The 14,573-nt window shown below is 61.4% G+C and carries 14 protein-coding genes; 10 read left to right on the forward strand and 4 right to left on the reverse strand.

What is annotated here, in order from left to right; genetic code table 11:
• Positions 1-28 precede the first annotated feature (28 nt).
• From ltrA to B0G74_RS13720, 4 genes are all read right to left on the reverse strand, one after another.
• The gene (gene ltrA, locus B0G74_RS13705) at positions 29-1,729 is read right to left on the reverse strand and encodes a group II intron reverse transcriptase/maturase (protein WP_132375264.1); all 1,701 of its coding nucleotides are present in this window, start codon (positions 1,727-1,729) and stop codon (positions 29-31) included.
• 1,169 nt (positions 1,730-2,898) lie between these two features.
• Complete coding sequence (ilvC, locus tag B0G74_RS13710; RefSeq protein WP_132375266.1) at positions 2,899-3,915, reverse strand: ketol-acid reductoisomerase; 1,017 nt, start codon at positions 3,913-3,915, stop codon at positions 2,899-2,901.
• A gap of 121 nt (positions 3,916-4,036) precedes the next feature.
• Entirely contained in the window at positions 4,037-4,528 is a 492-nt protein-coding gene (gene ilvN / locus B0G74_RS13715) for an acetolactate synthase small subunit (RefSeq protein ID WP_007175629.1), read from the reverse strand.
• A 111-nt stretch (positions 4,529-4,639) separates the two neighbouring features.
• On the reverse strand, positions 4,640-6,403 hold the full coding sequence (locus B0G74_RS13720) for an acetolactate synthase 3 catalytic subunit (RefSeq protein ID WP_132375267.1): 1,764 nt from the start codon (positions 6,401-6,403) through the stop codon (positions 4,640-4,642).
• Positions 6,404-6,754: 351 nt separating this feature from the next.
• Here B0G74_RS13720 and B0G74_RS13725 point away from each other — a divergent pair, with 351 nt between their 5' ends.
• The 10 genes from B0G74_RS13725 (at position 6,755) to B0G74_RS13770 (ending at position 14,533) form a co-directional block, all read left to right on the forward strand.
• Positions 6,755-7,318 carry an RNA polymerase sigma factor gene (locus tag B0G74_RS13725; protein WP_012432361.1) on the forward strand — a complete coding sequence of 188 codons (564 nt, stop codon included), beginning with the start codon at positions 6,755-6,757 and terminating at the stop codon, positions 7,316-7,318.
• Positions 7,315-7,743 (forward strand): DUF3619 family protein, encoded by a 429-nt coding sequence (locus B0G74_RS13730; RefSeq protein WP_132375269.1) that lies wholly within the window; start codon positions 7,315-7,317, stop codon positions 7,741-7,743. Before B0G74_RS13725 ends, B0G74_RS13730 begins: the two co-directional genes overlap by 4 nt.
• 16 nt (positions 7,744-7,759) lie before the next feature.
• Positions 7,760-8,518 (forward strand): DUF3106 domain-containing protein, encoded by a 759-nt coding sequence (locus B0G74_RS13735; RefSeq protein WP_132375270.1) that lies wholly within the window; start codon positions 7,760-7,762, stop codon positions 8,516-8,518.
• Positions 8,519-8,531: 13 nt separating this feature from the next.
• On the forward strand, positions 8,532-9,053 hold the full coding sequence (locus tag B0G74_RS13740; RefSeq protein WP_132375272.1) for an RDD family protein: 522 nt from the start codon (positions 8,532-8,534) through the stop codon (positions 9,051-9,053).
• Between the two features lie 364 nt (positions 9,054-9,417).
• Positions 9,418-10,359 carry a UDP-2,3-diacylglucosamine diphosphatase gene (locus B0G74_RS13745; RefSeq protein ID WP_132375273.1) on the forward strand — a complete coding sequence of 314 codons (942 nt, stop codon included), beginning with the start codon at positions 9,418-9,420 and terminating at the stop codon, positions 10,357-10,359.
• 30 nt (positions 10,360-10,389) lie between these two features.
• Positions 10,390-11,421 carry a glycosyltransferase family 1 protein gene (locus B0G74_RS13750; RefSeq protein ID WP_106306728.1) on the forward strand — a complete coding sequence of 344 codons (1,032 nt, stop codon included), beginning with the start codon at positions 10,390-10,392 and terminating at the stop codon, positions 11,419-11,421.
• A gap of 20 nt (positions 11,422-11,441) precedes the next feature.
• The gene (locus B0G74_RS13755) at positions 11,442-12,104 is read left to right on the forward strand and encodes a diacylglycerol kinase (RefSeq protein WP_132375275.1); all 663 of its coding nucleotides are present in this window, start codon (positions 11,442-11,444) and stop codon (positions 12,102-12,104) included.
• A 345-nt stretch (positions 12,105-12,449) separates the two neighbouring features.
• Positions 12,450-13,175 carry a TetR/AcrR family transcriptional regulator gene (locus B0G74_RS13760; RefSeq protein ID WP_132375276.1) on the forward strand — a complete coding sequence of 242 codons (726 nt, stop codon included), beginning with the start codon at positions 12,450-12,452 and terminating at the stop codon, positions 13,173-13,175.
• Between the two features lie 2 nt (positions 13,176-13,177).
• Positions 13,178-13,762: a TIGR00730 family Rossman fold protein gene (locus tag B0G74_RS13765; RefSeq protein ID WP_132375278.1), complete on the forward strand. Its 585-nt coding sequence runs from the start codon at positions 13,178-13,180 to the stop codon at positions 13,760-13,762.
• Positions 13,763-13,786: 24 nt separating this feature from the next.
• Positions 13,787-14,533: an SDR family oxidoreductase gene (locus tag B0G74_RS13770; protein ID WP_132375279.1), complete on the forward strand. Its 747-nt coding sequence runs from the start codon at positions 13,787-13,789 to the stop codon at positions 14,531-14,533.
• Positions 14,534-14,573 lie beyond the last annotated feature (40 nt).

Genomic DNA, 14,573 nt, shown 5'->3' on the forward strand with positions numbered 1-14,573 from the left:
GGCTCAAATCTACAAACAAAGCCCGGTCTTAGGACCGGGCCGGCTTAGTTACCGCAATTTTACCTGCGTGCACCTGCTGATGGCAGTGTGGGTGAAGCAGAACCCTGTTCGAGAGAGCGTCCGTGCCACCGTGCATCCGATACTCTAGATGATGGTCATGCCAGCCGGTCTCCTTTGTCAGGGCACAGCCACAATGCGAGCAAAGCCCGTCTTGCGACATATACAGCGAAACCCATTGCTTCCGATAACGCATTGAGTGTTCCATGCGCGCCTGTCGCAACTGTTCGCCGTACTGCTCCCACTCAGGATCAAAGGGATTGAATGCTCCTTTGACCTTTCTGTGTCGCTTAATTTCCGTACCGCTGATCTGGTACAGGCTAAGCAACCCCTTACCATCGTCGTCACGAGCTACAGGAACAGCGAACACCCAGTGTCGATTGCCCTCCGAGTGAAAGTATTTCTTCTTCACCCATTCGGCGCTCTTGTTCAGGTGCCGCCTCTTCGACCACCGCCAAAGCCTTCGGAAAATCAAAGACTCCATGCGGCTGTATGCCTCTTTGGCGACCACAGGACTGTGATACTGCGCCCAGCCCCGTAGCATCGGGTTCAGCAGTCGAATCAGATTCTCCTGCTTTACCGTCTTATGACCGCTGATCGTATCCGCCACCTTGCGATAGAACGTTTTCACGTTCTTCTTGCTCGGCTTGATGAGTAGCGTCCCCGAGTACTTACGGAAATTCCACCCCAGGAAATCGAAGCCTTGGTCAATGTGTGTGATCCGCGTTTTCTCCTCGGACAGTTGCAGACCTCGAACGGCAAGGAATGTTTCCACCCAAGGTCGAACTTCCTGCTCCAGCAACTCTTGCGAGTCACCGGTGATCACGAAGTCGTCCGCGTACCGCACCACATTGACTTTAAGCTTGTTGGCTTTTGCGATCCCAAACTTCGCACTAAGGTGCGCTAGCAGTTCTCGCTCCAGCCCGTTCAGCGTCACATTCGCCAGCGTCGGAGAAATGATCCCTCCTTGCGGCGTACCGGCCTCTGTCGCCTGAAGCTGCCCCTTGTAAATCAGGCCAGCTTTCAGCCATTTCCGGAGGATTTCCTTGTCCATCAGGACATGGGTCTCCAACCAGTTATGGCTAATATGGTCGAAGCATCCCTTGATATCCGCCTCCAGCACCCAACGGGCTGAGCCCTTCTGGGACATGGCGACGAATATCTGTGACATGGCGTCAGCCGTCGAGCGGTTTAACCTGAACCCATAAGAGTTCGGGTCGCTCGTCGATTCCGACACCGGCTCCAAGGCCAGCAGATACAAGGCTTGCATCGCCCTGTCCCGCATGGTCGGAATGCCCAGAGGGCGCTCCTTTCCATTGGCCTTGGGGATAAAGACTCTCCGTAAAGGCAGAGGCTTATATCCACGCCGCTTCAACCTGCCGACAGCAAGCCATCGGCTCTCAGGCGAGTCCCAAAGTTCGCGATCGACTCCAGCCGTTCGCGCACCCTGATTCTGCGTAACACGTCGTACCGCATACAGCTTTGCGGACAACGTGCGGGTCAACATCCGTTGCAGGGCTCTCCCCCTGCGCCAGTTGCCTTCCCGCGTCGCCTTCGCAATTCGAATCTGCATCCCTCTCACGTTCCGTTCAACCCGCCGCCAATCTACGGCGTACCAGTTGTCCGGCGCGTGGGAAAGCGCAGATCCGTCCTTTCGGACAGATACTCTCATGCTGCTCTCCTACTCGAAGAAGTGAATCCCGAGCGAAGAACAGATCGCCCCTTGCGGGAGCGATCTGCTCCCGCAAGGGGGGTTAAAAAACATATGCAGACGGTCCAGAAGCCCGACAGCAATCATCTTCCAGCTAAGGGTTAGTCAGCCATCTTGCGACGGTAGACCAGACGGAAGTCTGCCCGCTTTCGCGTGGGGTAATGTTCCAACCCCTATCCGACCCATTACAGACCGGCTTTCGCTTTCTCCGTCGTCCCATACCTGCACAATCAACAGCGTCCCTCACGGTTCGCCTGCCAGTCAAACTACGACCGGCAACCATACAGGCTTACCACGTTCCCGGCATGTCACACGACTGACTTAGGTTCTGCCTATTCCCCGGCGGTCCGATGACGACGTAACCCGAATTTACAGCGGGTTATCCGACCGCACACCTGTTTGGTTGATGCCTGTCAGCAGCTTTGGCACCGTCCTACTTACGAGGTTTATCAGCAGTTCACTTGCATTAACCATATCAGCCAGCCTAGCCCCTCAACCCCGTTGCTGCTGGGAGTCTCCGGATGGTCATCTCGCAACCACCATCCGCCCGAACTTCCGGGGGGTACATTGTTAGAAGAGCTTCACACCTCACCGTTGCCAGTGACGCATGTCTTCCTAGGCTACTGCTGGTCGTACAGCAGGTTCACTACCCTCGCCAATGCAGCCAGCGAGGCCGAACAATGACACACCGAGCTTTTCGCTCGTATCGTTTAGCGACTCCGTTGCCCTGAGGCGCAGGAATTGCAAACATCACCCCGCCCTGTCGGCGGAGATGAAGCCGCTGACTGGGCGGGACCTGACGGTAATCAGGTCAATGCAATACGGTTGACGGCGGAATGCACCGTGTCCCGTGTTCACTACTAAGGTGTGCCCCTAAGGACACATCTACTGCTTAAAGTGCGGCTCACAAGGGAGCCGCCTGCGGAGGGCATGGTGAGTTCAGTCGAGACCTTCCTCAATAACCCTCTAGTCGATGCCCCGTAACGTGGGGCTGACGGACACGAGCGTGCGTGTCGCACGTAAAACCGTAGGATAGCAAAAGCCGCCCAGGGTTCAGCACCCTTGGACGGCTTTTTGATCTGTCCGGCTATTGCGGCACGGCGCCGCGCCGGACAACAGCTAGAACCAGCTTAGTTCTTCGACTGGTCGACCAGCTTGTTCTTCGCGATCCACGGCATCATCGCGCGCAGCTTCGCACCGACCTGTTCGATCTGGTGCTCGGACGTCAAACGGCGGCGCGATTGCAGCGTCGGTGCGCCAGCCTTGTTTTCGATGATGAAGCTCTTTGCGTACTCGCCCGTCTGAATGTCGGTCAGCACGGCCTTCATCGCCTTCTTCGTTTCCGCCGTCACGATACGCGGACCCGTCACGTACTCGCCGTATTCGGCGTTGTTCGAGATCGAGTAGTTCATGTTCGCGATGCCGCCTTCGTAGATCAGGTCGACGATCAGCTTCAGTTCGTGCAGGCATTCGAAGTACGCCATTTCCGGCGCGTAGCCCGCTTCCACCAGCGTTTCGAAGCCGGCCTTGATCAGGTCGACCGTACCGCCGCACAGCACGGCTTGTTCGCCGAACAGGTCGGTTTCCGTTTCTTCGCGGAAGTTCGTTTCGATGATGCCGGCACGGCCGCCGCCGTTCGCTGCCGCGTACGACAGTGCGATGTCACGTGCTGCGCCCGACTTGTCCTGCGCGACGGCGATCAGGTGCGGCACGCCGCCACCTTGCGTGTAGGTGCCGCGAACCGTGTGGCCCGGTGCCTTCGGCGCGATCATGATCACGTCGAGGTCGGCACGCGGAATCACTTGGCCGTAGTGAACGTTGAAGCCGTGTGCGAATGCCAGCGCCGCGCCTTGCTTGGCGTTGGCGTGCACTTCCTTCGCATAGACTTCGGCGATCTGTTCGTCCGGCAGCAGCATCATGACGACGTCCGCGCCCTTGACGGCTTCCGCCACTTCCTTGACTTGCAGGCCGGCGTTCTCAGCCTTGCTCCACGATGCGCCGCCCTTGCGCAGACCGACCGTGATGTTCACGCCGCTTTCCTTCAGGTTCAGCGCGTGCGCATGGCCTTGCGAGCCATAGCCGATGATGGTGACTTGCTTGCCCTTGATGAGGGAGAGGTCAGCGTCCTTGTCGTAGAAAACTTTCATGTCGGTTCCTTGGCTAAATTCGATGATTCAGTGAAATTCAAATGCTGCAAATAGTGTGTTGCGTGGCCGGGTTGGTGCAGGCACGGCCCGGCCTGGATCGAGACGGTTGAACGCTCGCGCGTCACACCTTCAGAATGCGCTCGCCGCGACCAATCCCCGAGCTGCCCGTGCGGACCGTTTCGAGAATCGCCGTGGCGTCGAGCCCTTCGATAAAGGCGTCGAGCTTGTCGCTCGCGCCCGTCAGTTCGATCGTGTAGGTCTTTTCGGTGACGTCGATGATGCGGCCGCGGAAAATATCCGACATCCGCTTCATCTCCTCACGTTCCTTGCCGACCGCCCTCACCTTGATCAACATCAGCTCGCGTTCGATGTGGGCGCCCTCGGTAAGGTCGACCACTTTCACCACCTCGATCAGGCGGTTCAGATGCTTCGTGATCTGTTCGATCACGTCGTCCGAGCCAATGGAGACGATGGTCATGCGCGACAGCGAACGGTCTTCGGTCGGAGCCACCGTCAAGGTTTCAATGTTGTAGCCGCGTGCCGAGAACAGACCAACCACGCGTGATAACGCGCCCGGTTCGTTTTCCAGCAGGACGGAAATGATGTGTCTCATGATTCGCTTCTTCCAGATGTTTTGTCGATGTCTGCGAGCGGAGTCGCGCCGCTTCGTCCGCCCTCGCCTTTCATGAAGGCGCGCATGACGAAGCCGACGCAAATTCCGTCGTTATAGATCTTCCGAACCCATGAGCATCTCGGTGATGCCCTTGCCGGCCTGAACCATCGGCCAGACGTTTTCGGTCGGATCGGTCTGGAAATCGAGAAACACCGTGCGATCTTTCAGACGCAGCGCTTCCTTGAGCGCCGGCTCGACATCGGCCGTGCGTTCGATACGCATGCCGACGTGGCCGTACGCTTCGGCGAGCTTCACGAAATCCGGCAGCGCATCCATGTACGAATGCGAATAGCGCTTGCTGTATTCGATCTGCTGCCACTGGCGCACCATGCCCAGATAGCGGTTGTTCAGCGAAATGATCTTCACCGGAGTCTCGTACTGCTTGCAGGTGGAGAGCTCCTGAATACACATCTGGATCGAGCCTTCGCCCGTGATACAGAGCACGTCGTCGTCCGGGTGCGCCATCTTCACGCCCATCGCCGCCGGCAGGCCGAAGCCCATCGTGCCGAGACCACCGGAGTTGATCCAGCGGCGCGGCTTGTTGAAGCGATAGAACTGCGCCGCCCACATCTGGTGCTGGCCGACGTCGGAACACACGAAGGCATTGCCGTCGGTCAGTTCCCACGCCTTTTCCACCACGTACTGCGGCTTGATGATCTCGCTCTTGCGGTCGAACTTGAGGCAGTCTTTCGCGCGCCAGGCTTCGATGTCCTTCCACCAGTCGGCGAGCGCCGCGGTGTCCGGGCCATGTTCGGCCGTTTGCAGCTGCTCGATCAACTCCTTCAGCACTTCCTTCACGTCGCCGACGATCGGAATGTCGACCTTGACGCGCTTGGAGATGGATGAAGGATCGATGTCGATATGGATGATCTTGCGCGGACGCGACGAGAAGTGCGCCGGGTCGCCGATCACACGGTCGTCGAAACGCGCGCCGATCGCGATCAGCACGTCGCAGTGCTGCATCGCCATGTTGGCTTCGTACGTGCCGTGCATGCCGAGCATGCCGAGGAATTTCTTGTCGCTCGCGCGATAGCCGCCCAGACCCATCAACGTGTTGGTGACGGGATAGCCGAGCAGATCGGCGAACTGGTTCAGTTCACGCGAGGCGTCCGCGAGAATGATGCCGCCGCCGGTATAGATGTACGGACGCCTGGCCGACAACAGCAACGCCACGGCCTTGCGGATCTGGCCGGAGTGGCCCTTCGTGACCGGGTTGTACGAGCGCAGCGAAACAGTCTTGAGCGGTTCGTATTGGCAAGGCGCTTTCGACACGTCTTTCGGAATGTCGATCAGCACCGGGCCAGGACGGCCGGTACGGGCGATATAGAAGGCTTTCTTGACGGTGGCGGCGAGGTCGCGCACGTCCTTCACGAGGAAGTTGTGCTTCACGCAAGGACGCGTGATGCCGACCGTGTCGCACTCCTGGAACGCATCCTGGCCGATCGCGGCAGTCGGCACCTGGCCGCTGATCACCACCATCGGGATCGAATCCATGTAGGCGGTGGCGATGCCGGTCACCGCATTGGTGACGCCGGGGCCGGAGGTCACGAGGCACACACCGACCTTGCCGGTGGAACGCGAGTAAGCGTCGGCGGCGTGGACAGCGGCCTGCTCGTGGCGCACGAGGATATGCTGGAACTTGTCCTGCTTGTACAGCTCGTCGTAAATGTAGAGTACCGAGCCGCCGGGATAGCCCCACACAAACTCGACGTCTTCGTCGGCCAGTGCCTTCATGAGCACGGTGGCGCCGATAGAGTCAGCTTCGGGATGGGGAGTCGTATCCGACGTGGAGAATTCCGCGCTGGGCATATTCATTAATTCACCTTTCGAAATTTCGGCAAAAATTTGATCGGGTGCTCTCTGCCGGGCTTGTGGCTCGGGTTCAAGCGGCGCGTCCAGTTGACAGGTGAGCTTCTTGGGCCACACCTCAATTGAGACAAGTCACTTATGTTGCGAACCAGCGACGATATCTGCAGACGCCCGCGCGGTCAAGCAAATATTGCCTTGGCGCCTTCCGCCGAATCTCGAAAATGACCGAAAGCCTGTTATAGAGATGCAAGGTGAATCACGTTTCGCCCCAGCGGCGCAAAAGTTTGTTAGCATCCGCGAGTTTTACGACATTTTTCGACCGATTACGCGCACGCTCGCTGCGCCGACCCCCAACGGATGGCATCAGACAAGGAACTCGCCGATTTTCTGGCGGGCGTCGAAAGGCGCGCATTCAAGCAGACGGTCTACGCCGTGCGGGACGACGACGCCTCGCTGGATATCGTGCAGGACGCGATGATCAAGCTCGCCGAAAAATACGGCGACCGTCCGGCCGCCGAACTTCCGCTGCTGTTTCAGCGTATTCTGCAGAATGCGATGCACGACTATTTCCGTCGTGCGAAAGTGCGCAATACTTGGGTGAGTCTTTTTTCGTCGCTCGGCAACGCCGACGACGAGGATTTCGACCCCCTCGAAACCTTCGAGGCCCAGCAAGGCTCGGCGGGTTCCGAGAGCAACGAACAGAAACTCGAACGCGAACAGGTTCTGCAGTTAATCGACGACGAGATCCAAAAGTTACCGGCACGTCAACGGGAGGCGTTTCTCATGCGTTATTGGGAAGATATGGATGTCGCCGAGACTGCCGCCGCAATGGGCTGCTCCGAAGGCAGTGTGAAAACGCACTGCTCGCGGGCCACCCACACGCTGGCGCAAGCGCTCAAGGCCAAAGGAATCACGCTATGAGCTCCCTCGAAACTAAAGAACTCGAGTTCGCCCGCCAGGTGCGCCGCGCGCTCGACGAAAACGCCGCCAGCATTGCGCCCGCCACCGTCGATCGACTCGCCGCGGCGCGCCGTGCCGCGCTCGCCCGCAAGAAGCCCGAAACCGTGAGCGCGCCGGTGTTCGTGCCGGCCCTCGCCGGCGCGGGCATGGCCTCCGGCATGCCGCCGGTCGAACTGCCGCAGCGCCGCCGTTCGCCGCTGCGCCGCTTTGCGCTCGCGTGGCCGCTCGCCGCGCTGGTCGTCAGCCTCGTGGGCATTGCCTACTGGGAAGACCAGCAACGCACCGCCGAACTCGCCGATATCGATGCCGCCATGCTAAGCGACGACCTGCCGCTCAATGCCTATCTCGACCACGGTTTCAACGCGTACCTTTCACGCGCCCACTGAGCGGGAGATTCTTCGGGTGAGTTACAAGCGCGGCCTGGCCGTTGTTTTCGGATGCACGATCGCGGCCCTGGTGTCGTTTGCCGCGACTTATCCGCGCTTTTATCCGAGCCCGTCGCCCGTCAGCGCGCCAGTCGCGGGCGCCAACGCGACCGCCAAGGCGCCCACGCCGACGCTCGCCGTCGAATTGCCCAGCCTGCCCGGCAGCAACAGTCCGATGGCATGGTCGCGCCTGACATCGGCCGAACATATCGCGCTCGCGCCGTTTGAAGCCCAATGGGATTCCTTCAGCGACGAACGTAAGCGCAAATGGCTGAAGATCGCGTCGCGTTACCCGAAGATGTCGGCTGATGCGCAAAAACGCCTGCATGAGCGCATGACTGAATGGACCCGTATGACGCCCGATCAGCGGCGCGTCGCGCGTGAAAATTACCAGGTGTCGAAGGAATTGCCGCGCGAAACCCGTCAGAACGCGTGGAAGGCGTATCAGCAGCTGCCCGAAGAACAGAAGGAACGGCTCGCCGCCAGCGAGCGCAAGCGGCGCCCCAGCGTGGTCAGCGCGCCGCCCTCGGGCCGCAGCGAAATCAAGGGGCTCGATCGCCTGGTCAATGCGCGTGAGCATGGCGCAAGCGGCGCTGCAGCGGTGAGCGCGGCAGCCGCGGCGTCGTTGCCGAGCCCGGTCGCCGCGCCGCCGATTCCCGCCGCCGGCAGTTTCGTGCCCGCTACGCCGCTGCCGGTTTCGCCGGCTGAAGCGCCGTCGATCTTCAACGGCTCCTGAGCCTGGCCGCGCCGTGTCCCAACCGCTCGCGTCCTCAGCATTGACCGCCGATACCAACGGCAACGCACCCACCGTCCGGCGGCGCCTCGCGGCGCTGCTCTATGAAGCGGTGATCCTGTTCGGCGTGGTGTTCATCGCCGGCTACCTGTTCAGCACGCTGACGCAGCAACGCAATGGTCTGACTCATCACAACCTGCTGGCAACCTGGATCGGCCTCGTGGTCGGCGTGTATTTCGTCTGGTTCTGGACCCACAGCGGCCAGACCCTGCCGATGAAAACCTGGCGTCTGCGCGTGGTCGCCGCGGACGGCACGCCGCTCTCCACCGGCCGCGCGGTCGCCCGCTACGTATTCGCGTGGCTGTGGTTTCTGCCGCCGCTCGCGCTGCATCCGCTGCTCGGACTCAAGCTGCCGCAGACGCTGCTGATCGCCGGCATCTGGTTCGTCTTGTGGGCGGCCACCGGCCGCTTCGATCCGCAGCGTCAGTTCCTGCACGACCGCCTCGCGGGTACACGGATCGTCAGCGTCTCGCGCTGATCCGCCTCGAGCTACCCGGTCGATATTTCGCTTAACTGTTGGGCCGCTATCTCCCGGCGCGCGTCATGCCGAGCGCGACCGTGCCGGCCGGACAATTATTTCGCTCTCCTGTCGGCTCGTTACCACACTACGCGAGCCACGCCAGTCGCGGCCGAGCTGACCAGTCCATGACTTCGCGCGCCCTTCGACCCACCGCGACGCCGCGCGAGCCGCGCCCATCACGGCCGTCTATATTCTGATCCCCCGCCCGTCACCTCCACCGCCCCACCTCCCCGCCGCGCAGTAATAAGAACTTCTCATGACTGTCACGGCACAGTCACGCACACTTGGCCCAATACGGGCACCGCAACTCGACGCGTGAGCCATGGACCCCAAAACGTCCGCGACTTCCCTGTTCCGCCAGACCGGCCCGAGCGTCGACCCTGTCGCGTTCCGCCCGGAACCCAACCATAGTCACGGCTTGCCGCTGCCCGTGCCGCCACTGCCGCTCGACGCCAACGCCAGTCATCACGACGACGATCACGCCGAGCCGCACCGTTACCGCACCATCTGGCTGTCCGACATCCATCTCGGTTCGAGCGGCTGCCAGGCGCCGTATCTGCTCGATTTCCTGCGCCACAACGAGTCGGAGTATTTGTACCTTGTGGGCGACATCATCGACGGGTGGCAGTTGAAGAAAGGCTGGTACTGGCCGCAGGCCCACAACGACGTCGTGCAGAAGGTGCTGCGCAAGGCGCGCAAAGGCACGCAAGTGATCTACGTGCCCGGCAATCACGACGAAGCCGCACGCCAGTTCTGCGATCTCGCGTTCGGCGACATCCACGTGCGCGGCGAGGCGTTTCACACCACGCTCGCCGGCAAGCGTCTGTGGATCGTGCACGGCGATCTGTTCGACGGTGTGATCCAGCACGCCAAGTGGCTCGCCTATCTCGGCGACACGCTCTACACCATGATCCTGATCCTGAACCGCTGGTTCAACCGGATCCGCAGCCGGCTCGGTTTTCCGTACTGGTCGCTGTCGCAGTACCTGAAGCATCAGGTGAAGAACGCGGTGAATTTCATCTCCTCGTTCGAACGCGTGATGACCGACGAAGCACGCCGCCGCGGCTGCGACGGCGTGGTCTGCGGGCACATCCACAAAGCCGAGATACGCGATATCGACGGCGTCCTGTATTGCAACGACGGCGACTGGGTGGAAAGCCTGTCGGCACTCGTCGAAACCTATGAAGGCGAACTGAAGGTGATCTACTGGACCGTGATGCGCTCCCCGGAAATGGGCGTGCAAAAGGCCCGGGCGACCGCGTAGTCCCTCTTAACTTCTATTGGGCCAAAACCGATGAAGATCATGATCGTCACCGACGCATGGGAACCGCAGGTCAACGGCGTCGTGCGCACGCTGAAAAACACCACGCGCGAACTCAGCGCGCTCGGCCATCACGTCGATCTGCTGACGCCGCTCGAATTCAAAACGATCCCTTGCCCGACTTATCCTGAGATCCGCCTCTCGCTGCTGCCGCGCCGCAAGCTGCGCGAGCGTATCGATGCCTTCTCGCCCGACGCGTTGCACATCGCCACCGAAGGTCCGCTCGGCATGGCCGCGCGCGCCTACGCGATCCAGCACAAGCTGCCGTTCACCACCGCTTATCACACGCGTTTTCCGGAGTACGTGCAGGCGCGCTTCGGCATTCCGCTCGCCGCGACCTACAAGTTCCTGCACTGGTTTCACAAGCCGTCGCTGGCTGTGATGGCGCCCACGCCGGTCGTCAAGAGCGACCTCGAAAAATTCGGCTTCACCAACGTCGTGCTGTGGACGCGCGGCGTCGACCTGGACATCTTTCACCAGATGGACTCGAAGGTGCTCAACAGCGCACGGCCGATCTTTCTGTACGTGGGACGTGTGGCAGTCGAGAAGAACGTCGAGGCGTTTCTGAAGCTCGATCTGCCCGGTTCGAAGTGGGTTGCCGGTGAAGGTCCGGCGCTCGCCGAACTGAAGTCGCGCTATCCGCAAGCGAATTACCTGGGCGTGCTGACGCAGGCCGAGCTGGCGAAGGTCTATGCGGCGGCCGACGTCTTCGTGTTCCCGAGCCGCACCGATACGTTCGGGCTCGTGCTGCTCGAGGCGCTCGCCTGCGGCACGCCGGTCGCGGCGTATCCCGTCACCGGTCCGATCGACGTGCTCGGCGACGGCGGCGCGGGTGCGATGCACGAAGACCTGCGCGAAGCCTGCCTCGAAGCGCTGAAGATCGATCGCAACCACGCGCGCGCGTGGGCCGAACGCTTCTCGTGGGCGGCGGCCTCCGAGCAATTCGCCGCGCATCTGAAGCCGCTGCCGCGCGCTTCATATCGCGAGGAAAGCGCCGCCGCGTGACGCGGCGTGCCGAGTTGTCCATGCGAACCAGACCATCCACCGTGGGGCGCGCGCCGAACGGCGCGCTGCGTGCCGTCGATGCCGAGAACGACAACGACAACGACAACGCGAGCATCGAACCCTTCGACGACGTGAGCGAGCCAGGCACGCCGAATCATGCGGATCACGCGCATGGTTTGAACGGCATGAACGGAGCGAGTGCCGCGAACGGCACGCGACAGAACGGCACGCAATCCGACACGCAGAACGAACCGCTCAGTCCCGACGATCCACTCGCGCCGCTGCCTTTCAATCCCTACAAAGGCAATCGCGGCCTCACGCGCGCCTGGCACGCGATGAAAAATTCGCTCGCCGGATTTCGCGTGGCGATTCGTGAGGAAAGCGCCTTTCGCCAGGAGCTCACGCTCGCCGCGATCCTGATTCCCTGCGGCGTGCTGGTGCCGGTCGAGCCGGTGTCGCGCGTATTGCTGCTCGGTTCCGTGCTGCTGGTGCTGATCGTCGAGTTGCTGAATTCGAGCGTGGAAGCGGCCATCGACCGGATTTCGCTCGAACGCCATGAACTCTCGCGCCGCGCGAAGGATCTCGGCAGCGCGGCCGTGATGGTCGCGCTCGGCATGTGCCTGATGACGTGGCTGCTGATCGTCGGGCCACTGGTCGTGCATTGGGTCAAGGCATGGCTGTGAAGGCGCGCGTGAGCGCGTTTTAATGCGCTCACGCCGCCGTCGAACGGCGCGCGAAACCGCCTTGAGCAATGAAAATCCTGACTATCCGCTTGGTATAAGAACGCTCGGTTTATAATCGTCCGACAGTCTCACAGGAAAACGCTGGGCCGCCCCAAGTTTTCCGCTCCGCAGGAAGTCCCCGTTCCGAAGGAAGTCCCCTTTGGGGCTTGGGGGAATTGCCCTCGCGGAGGCCTGTCGAACTGCGACAGGTTGGGGGCGCTCATATACCAACCGCGTCCGGGTGGATCACGCAAAGAGCGGCACGCCGCCGTGTGCCCCAGCCCGGCGTAACCAGGGCCGGACGACATGGAAGCCAAACCTCCCCGCCGCACGCGCGAACGGATTCTCGAACTGTCGTTGAAGCTGTTCAACGAAATCGGCGAGCCGAACGTCACGACGACGACGATCGCCGAGGAAATGGAAATCAGTCCAGGCAACCTGTACTACCACTTCCGCAACAAAGACGACATCATCAACAGCATCTTCAGCCAGTTCGAGCAGGAGATCGAAAAGCGTCTGCGTTTTCCCGACGACCATCGCGCGACCATCGACGAAATGTGGTCGTATCTGCAGTACATGGTCGATTTCACGTGGCGTTATCGTTTCCTGTATCGTGACCTGAACGATCTGCTGGCGCGCAATCGCACGCTCGAAACGCATTTCAAGCAGATCATCAGCCACAAGGTGCGGTTTGCGAGCCAGTTCTGCGAACAGCTCGTCGCTGACGGCGAAATGGTCGTCACGCCGGAAGAGCTGCACGTGATCGCCACCAACGTCGGCGTGATCGGCACGTACTGGCTCTCGTACCAGTTCGTGATGAACCCGCGCAAATACAACGAGCAGGAAGCGATGCGCGCGGAGCTGCATCAGGTGAGCGTGCAGATCGTGTCGCTGATGGCGCCTTATCTGCGCGGCCGCTCGCGGCAGATTTTCGACGACCTCGTGTCGGGCAAGCTGCCCAAGCGCGAGTTTTACGACTACCTGCCGCCCAAGGAAGGCGCCGCGCCCCGCAACGAACCGAAGGACGTTTGAGCATGAAGTCGGTGTGTGTGTATTGCGGCTCCTCCAACGGAGCCAAACCGTTGTATGCGGAAGCGGCGCGCGCCTTTGGCCGCGCGCTGGTGCAAGCCGATCTCGCACTGGTGTACGGCGGCGGCAAGGTCGGTCTGATGGGTGTGATCGCCGACACGGTGATGGCCGAAGGCGGCCGCGCGATCGGCGTGATTCCCGAGCTGCTGGTCAACAAGGAAGTCGGCCATAACGGCCTGACTGAACTGCATGTCGTGCCCGATATGCATCATCGCAAGAAGATGATGGCCGACCTGTCCGACGCGTTCGTCGCGATGCCTGGCGGCGCGGGCACGCTCGAAGAGCTGTTCGAGGTCTACACGTGGGCGCAACTCGGCTACCACCAGAAAGCGGTGGCGCTGCTGAATATCGACGGCTTCTACGATCCGTTGATCAATATGCTTCAGCACACCGTCGACGAAGGGTTCATGCGCCAGACCTATTTCGACATCCTGCAGATCGACGCCGATCCCGCCGGGTTGATCGGCAAGCTGCAACGCTACCAGCCGCCCGTCAGCGACAAGTGGGCGATCAAGCGCGACGCGGTCTGAGTTTCCCTTAACGTTGAGGTTGCGATGACGAAAGCCGTTCTGATCACCGGTGGCAGCCGCGGCATTGGCCGCGCGACCGCGCGTTTGCTGGGTGCGCGCGGCTGGTCGGTCGGCGTGAATTACGCGCAAAATCTCGCCGCGGCGCAGGACACCGCCGCCGAAGTCGAACGCGCGGGTGGCCGCGCGTTGACGATTGCGGGCGATGTCGCGAACGAAGCCGACGTGCTGGCGATCTTCGACGCGCTTCAACAGAAGTTCGGCCGGCTCGATGCGCTCGTCAATAACGCCGGGATCGTCGCGCCGTCGAGCCAACTCGCCGACATGGACCTCGCGCGCCTGAAGCGCATGTTCGACGTCAACGTGCTAGGCGCGTATCTGTGCGCGCGCGAAGCCGCGCGGCGCATGTCGACCGACCGCGGCGGCGCGGGCGGCGTGATCGTCAACGTGTCGTCGGCGGCGTCGCGTCTTGGTTCGCCGAACGAATATGTCGACTACGCCGGCTCGAAAGGCGCCGTCGATACGATGACGCTCGGCCTCGCCAAGGAACTCGGCCCGCGAGGCGTGCGCGTGAACGCGGTGCGCCCTGGGTTGATCGACACCGATATCCACGCGAGCGGCGGCAAGCCCGAGCGCGCCGCGCAACTCGGCGCGACCACACCGCTCGGCCGCCCCGGCACGGCCGACGAAGTGGCGGAAACGATCGCCTGGTTGTTGAGCGACGCTGCTTCGTATGTGACGGGTGCGCTGCTCGATGTATCCGGCGGACGCTAGGTCTCGCTTTCCTGCTCGCTACGCGCCGCGTGCGCGTCAG

Source organism: Paraburkholderia sp. BL9I2N2 (assembly GCF_004339745.1).
In the GTDB taxonomy this organism is placed as follows: Bacteria; Pseudomonadota; Gammaproteobacteria; order Burkholderiales; family Burkholderiaceae; genus Paraburkholderia.

What these genes read in the sequence shown, in the direction of transcription:
- ltrA (WP_132375264.1), bottom strand. Translation starts at nt 1,729, where the DNA reads ATGAGAGTATCTGTCCGAAAGGACGGATCTGCGCTTTCCCACGCGCCG.
- ilvC (WP_132375266.1), bottom strand. Translation starts at nt 3,915, where the DNA reads ATGAAAGTTTTCTACGACAAGGACGCTGACCTCTCCCTCATCAAGGGC.
- ilvN (WP_007175629.1), bottom strand. Translation starts at nt 4,528, where the DNA reads ATGAGACACATCATTTCCGTCCTGCTGGAAAACGAACCGGGCGCGTTA.
- B0G74_RS13720 (WP_132375267.1), bottom strand. Translation starts at nt 6,403, where the DNA reads ATGAATATGCCCAGCGCGGAATTCTCCACGTCGGATACGACTCCCCAT.
- B0G74_RS13725 (WP_012432361.1), top strand. Translation starts at nt 6,755, where the DNA reads ATGGCATCAGACAAGGAACTCGCCGATTTTCTGGCGGGCGTCGAAAGG.
- B0G74_RS13730 (WP_132375269.1), top strand. Translation starts at nt 7,315, where the DNA reads ATGAGCTCCCTCGAAACTAAAGAACTCGAGTTCGCCCGCCAGGTGCGC.
- B0G74_RS13745 (WP_132375273.1), top strand. Translation starts at nt 9,418, where the DNA reads ATGGACCCCAAAACGTCCGCGACTTCCCTGTTCCGCCAGACCGGCCCG.
- B0G74_RS13750 (WP_106306728.1), top strand. Translation starts at nt 10,390, where the DNA reads ATGAAGATCATGATCGTCACCGACGCATGGGAACCGCAGGTCAACGGC.
- B0G74_RS13755 (WP_132375275.1), top strand. Translation starts at nt 11,442, where the DNA reads ATGCGAACCAGACCATCCACCGTGGGGCGCGCGCCGAACGGCGCGCTG.
- B0G74_RS13760 (WP_132375276.1), top strand. Translation starts at nt 12,450, where the DNA reads ATGGAAGCCAAACCTCCCCGCCGCACGCGCGAACGGATTCTCGAACTG.
- B0G74_RS13765 (WP_132375278.1), top strand. Translation starts at nt 13,178, where the DNA reads ATGAAGTCGGTGTGTGTGTATTGCGGCTCCTCCAACGGAGCCAAACCG.
- B0G74_RS13770 (WP_132375279.1), top strand. Translation starts at nt 13,787, where the DNA reads ATGACGAAAGCCGTTCTGATCACCGGTGGCAGCCGCGGCATTGGCCGC.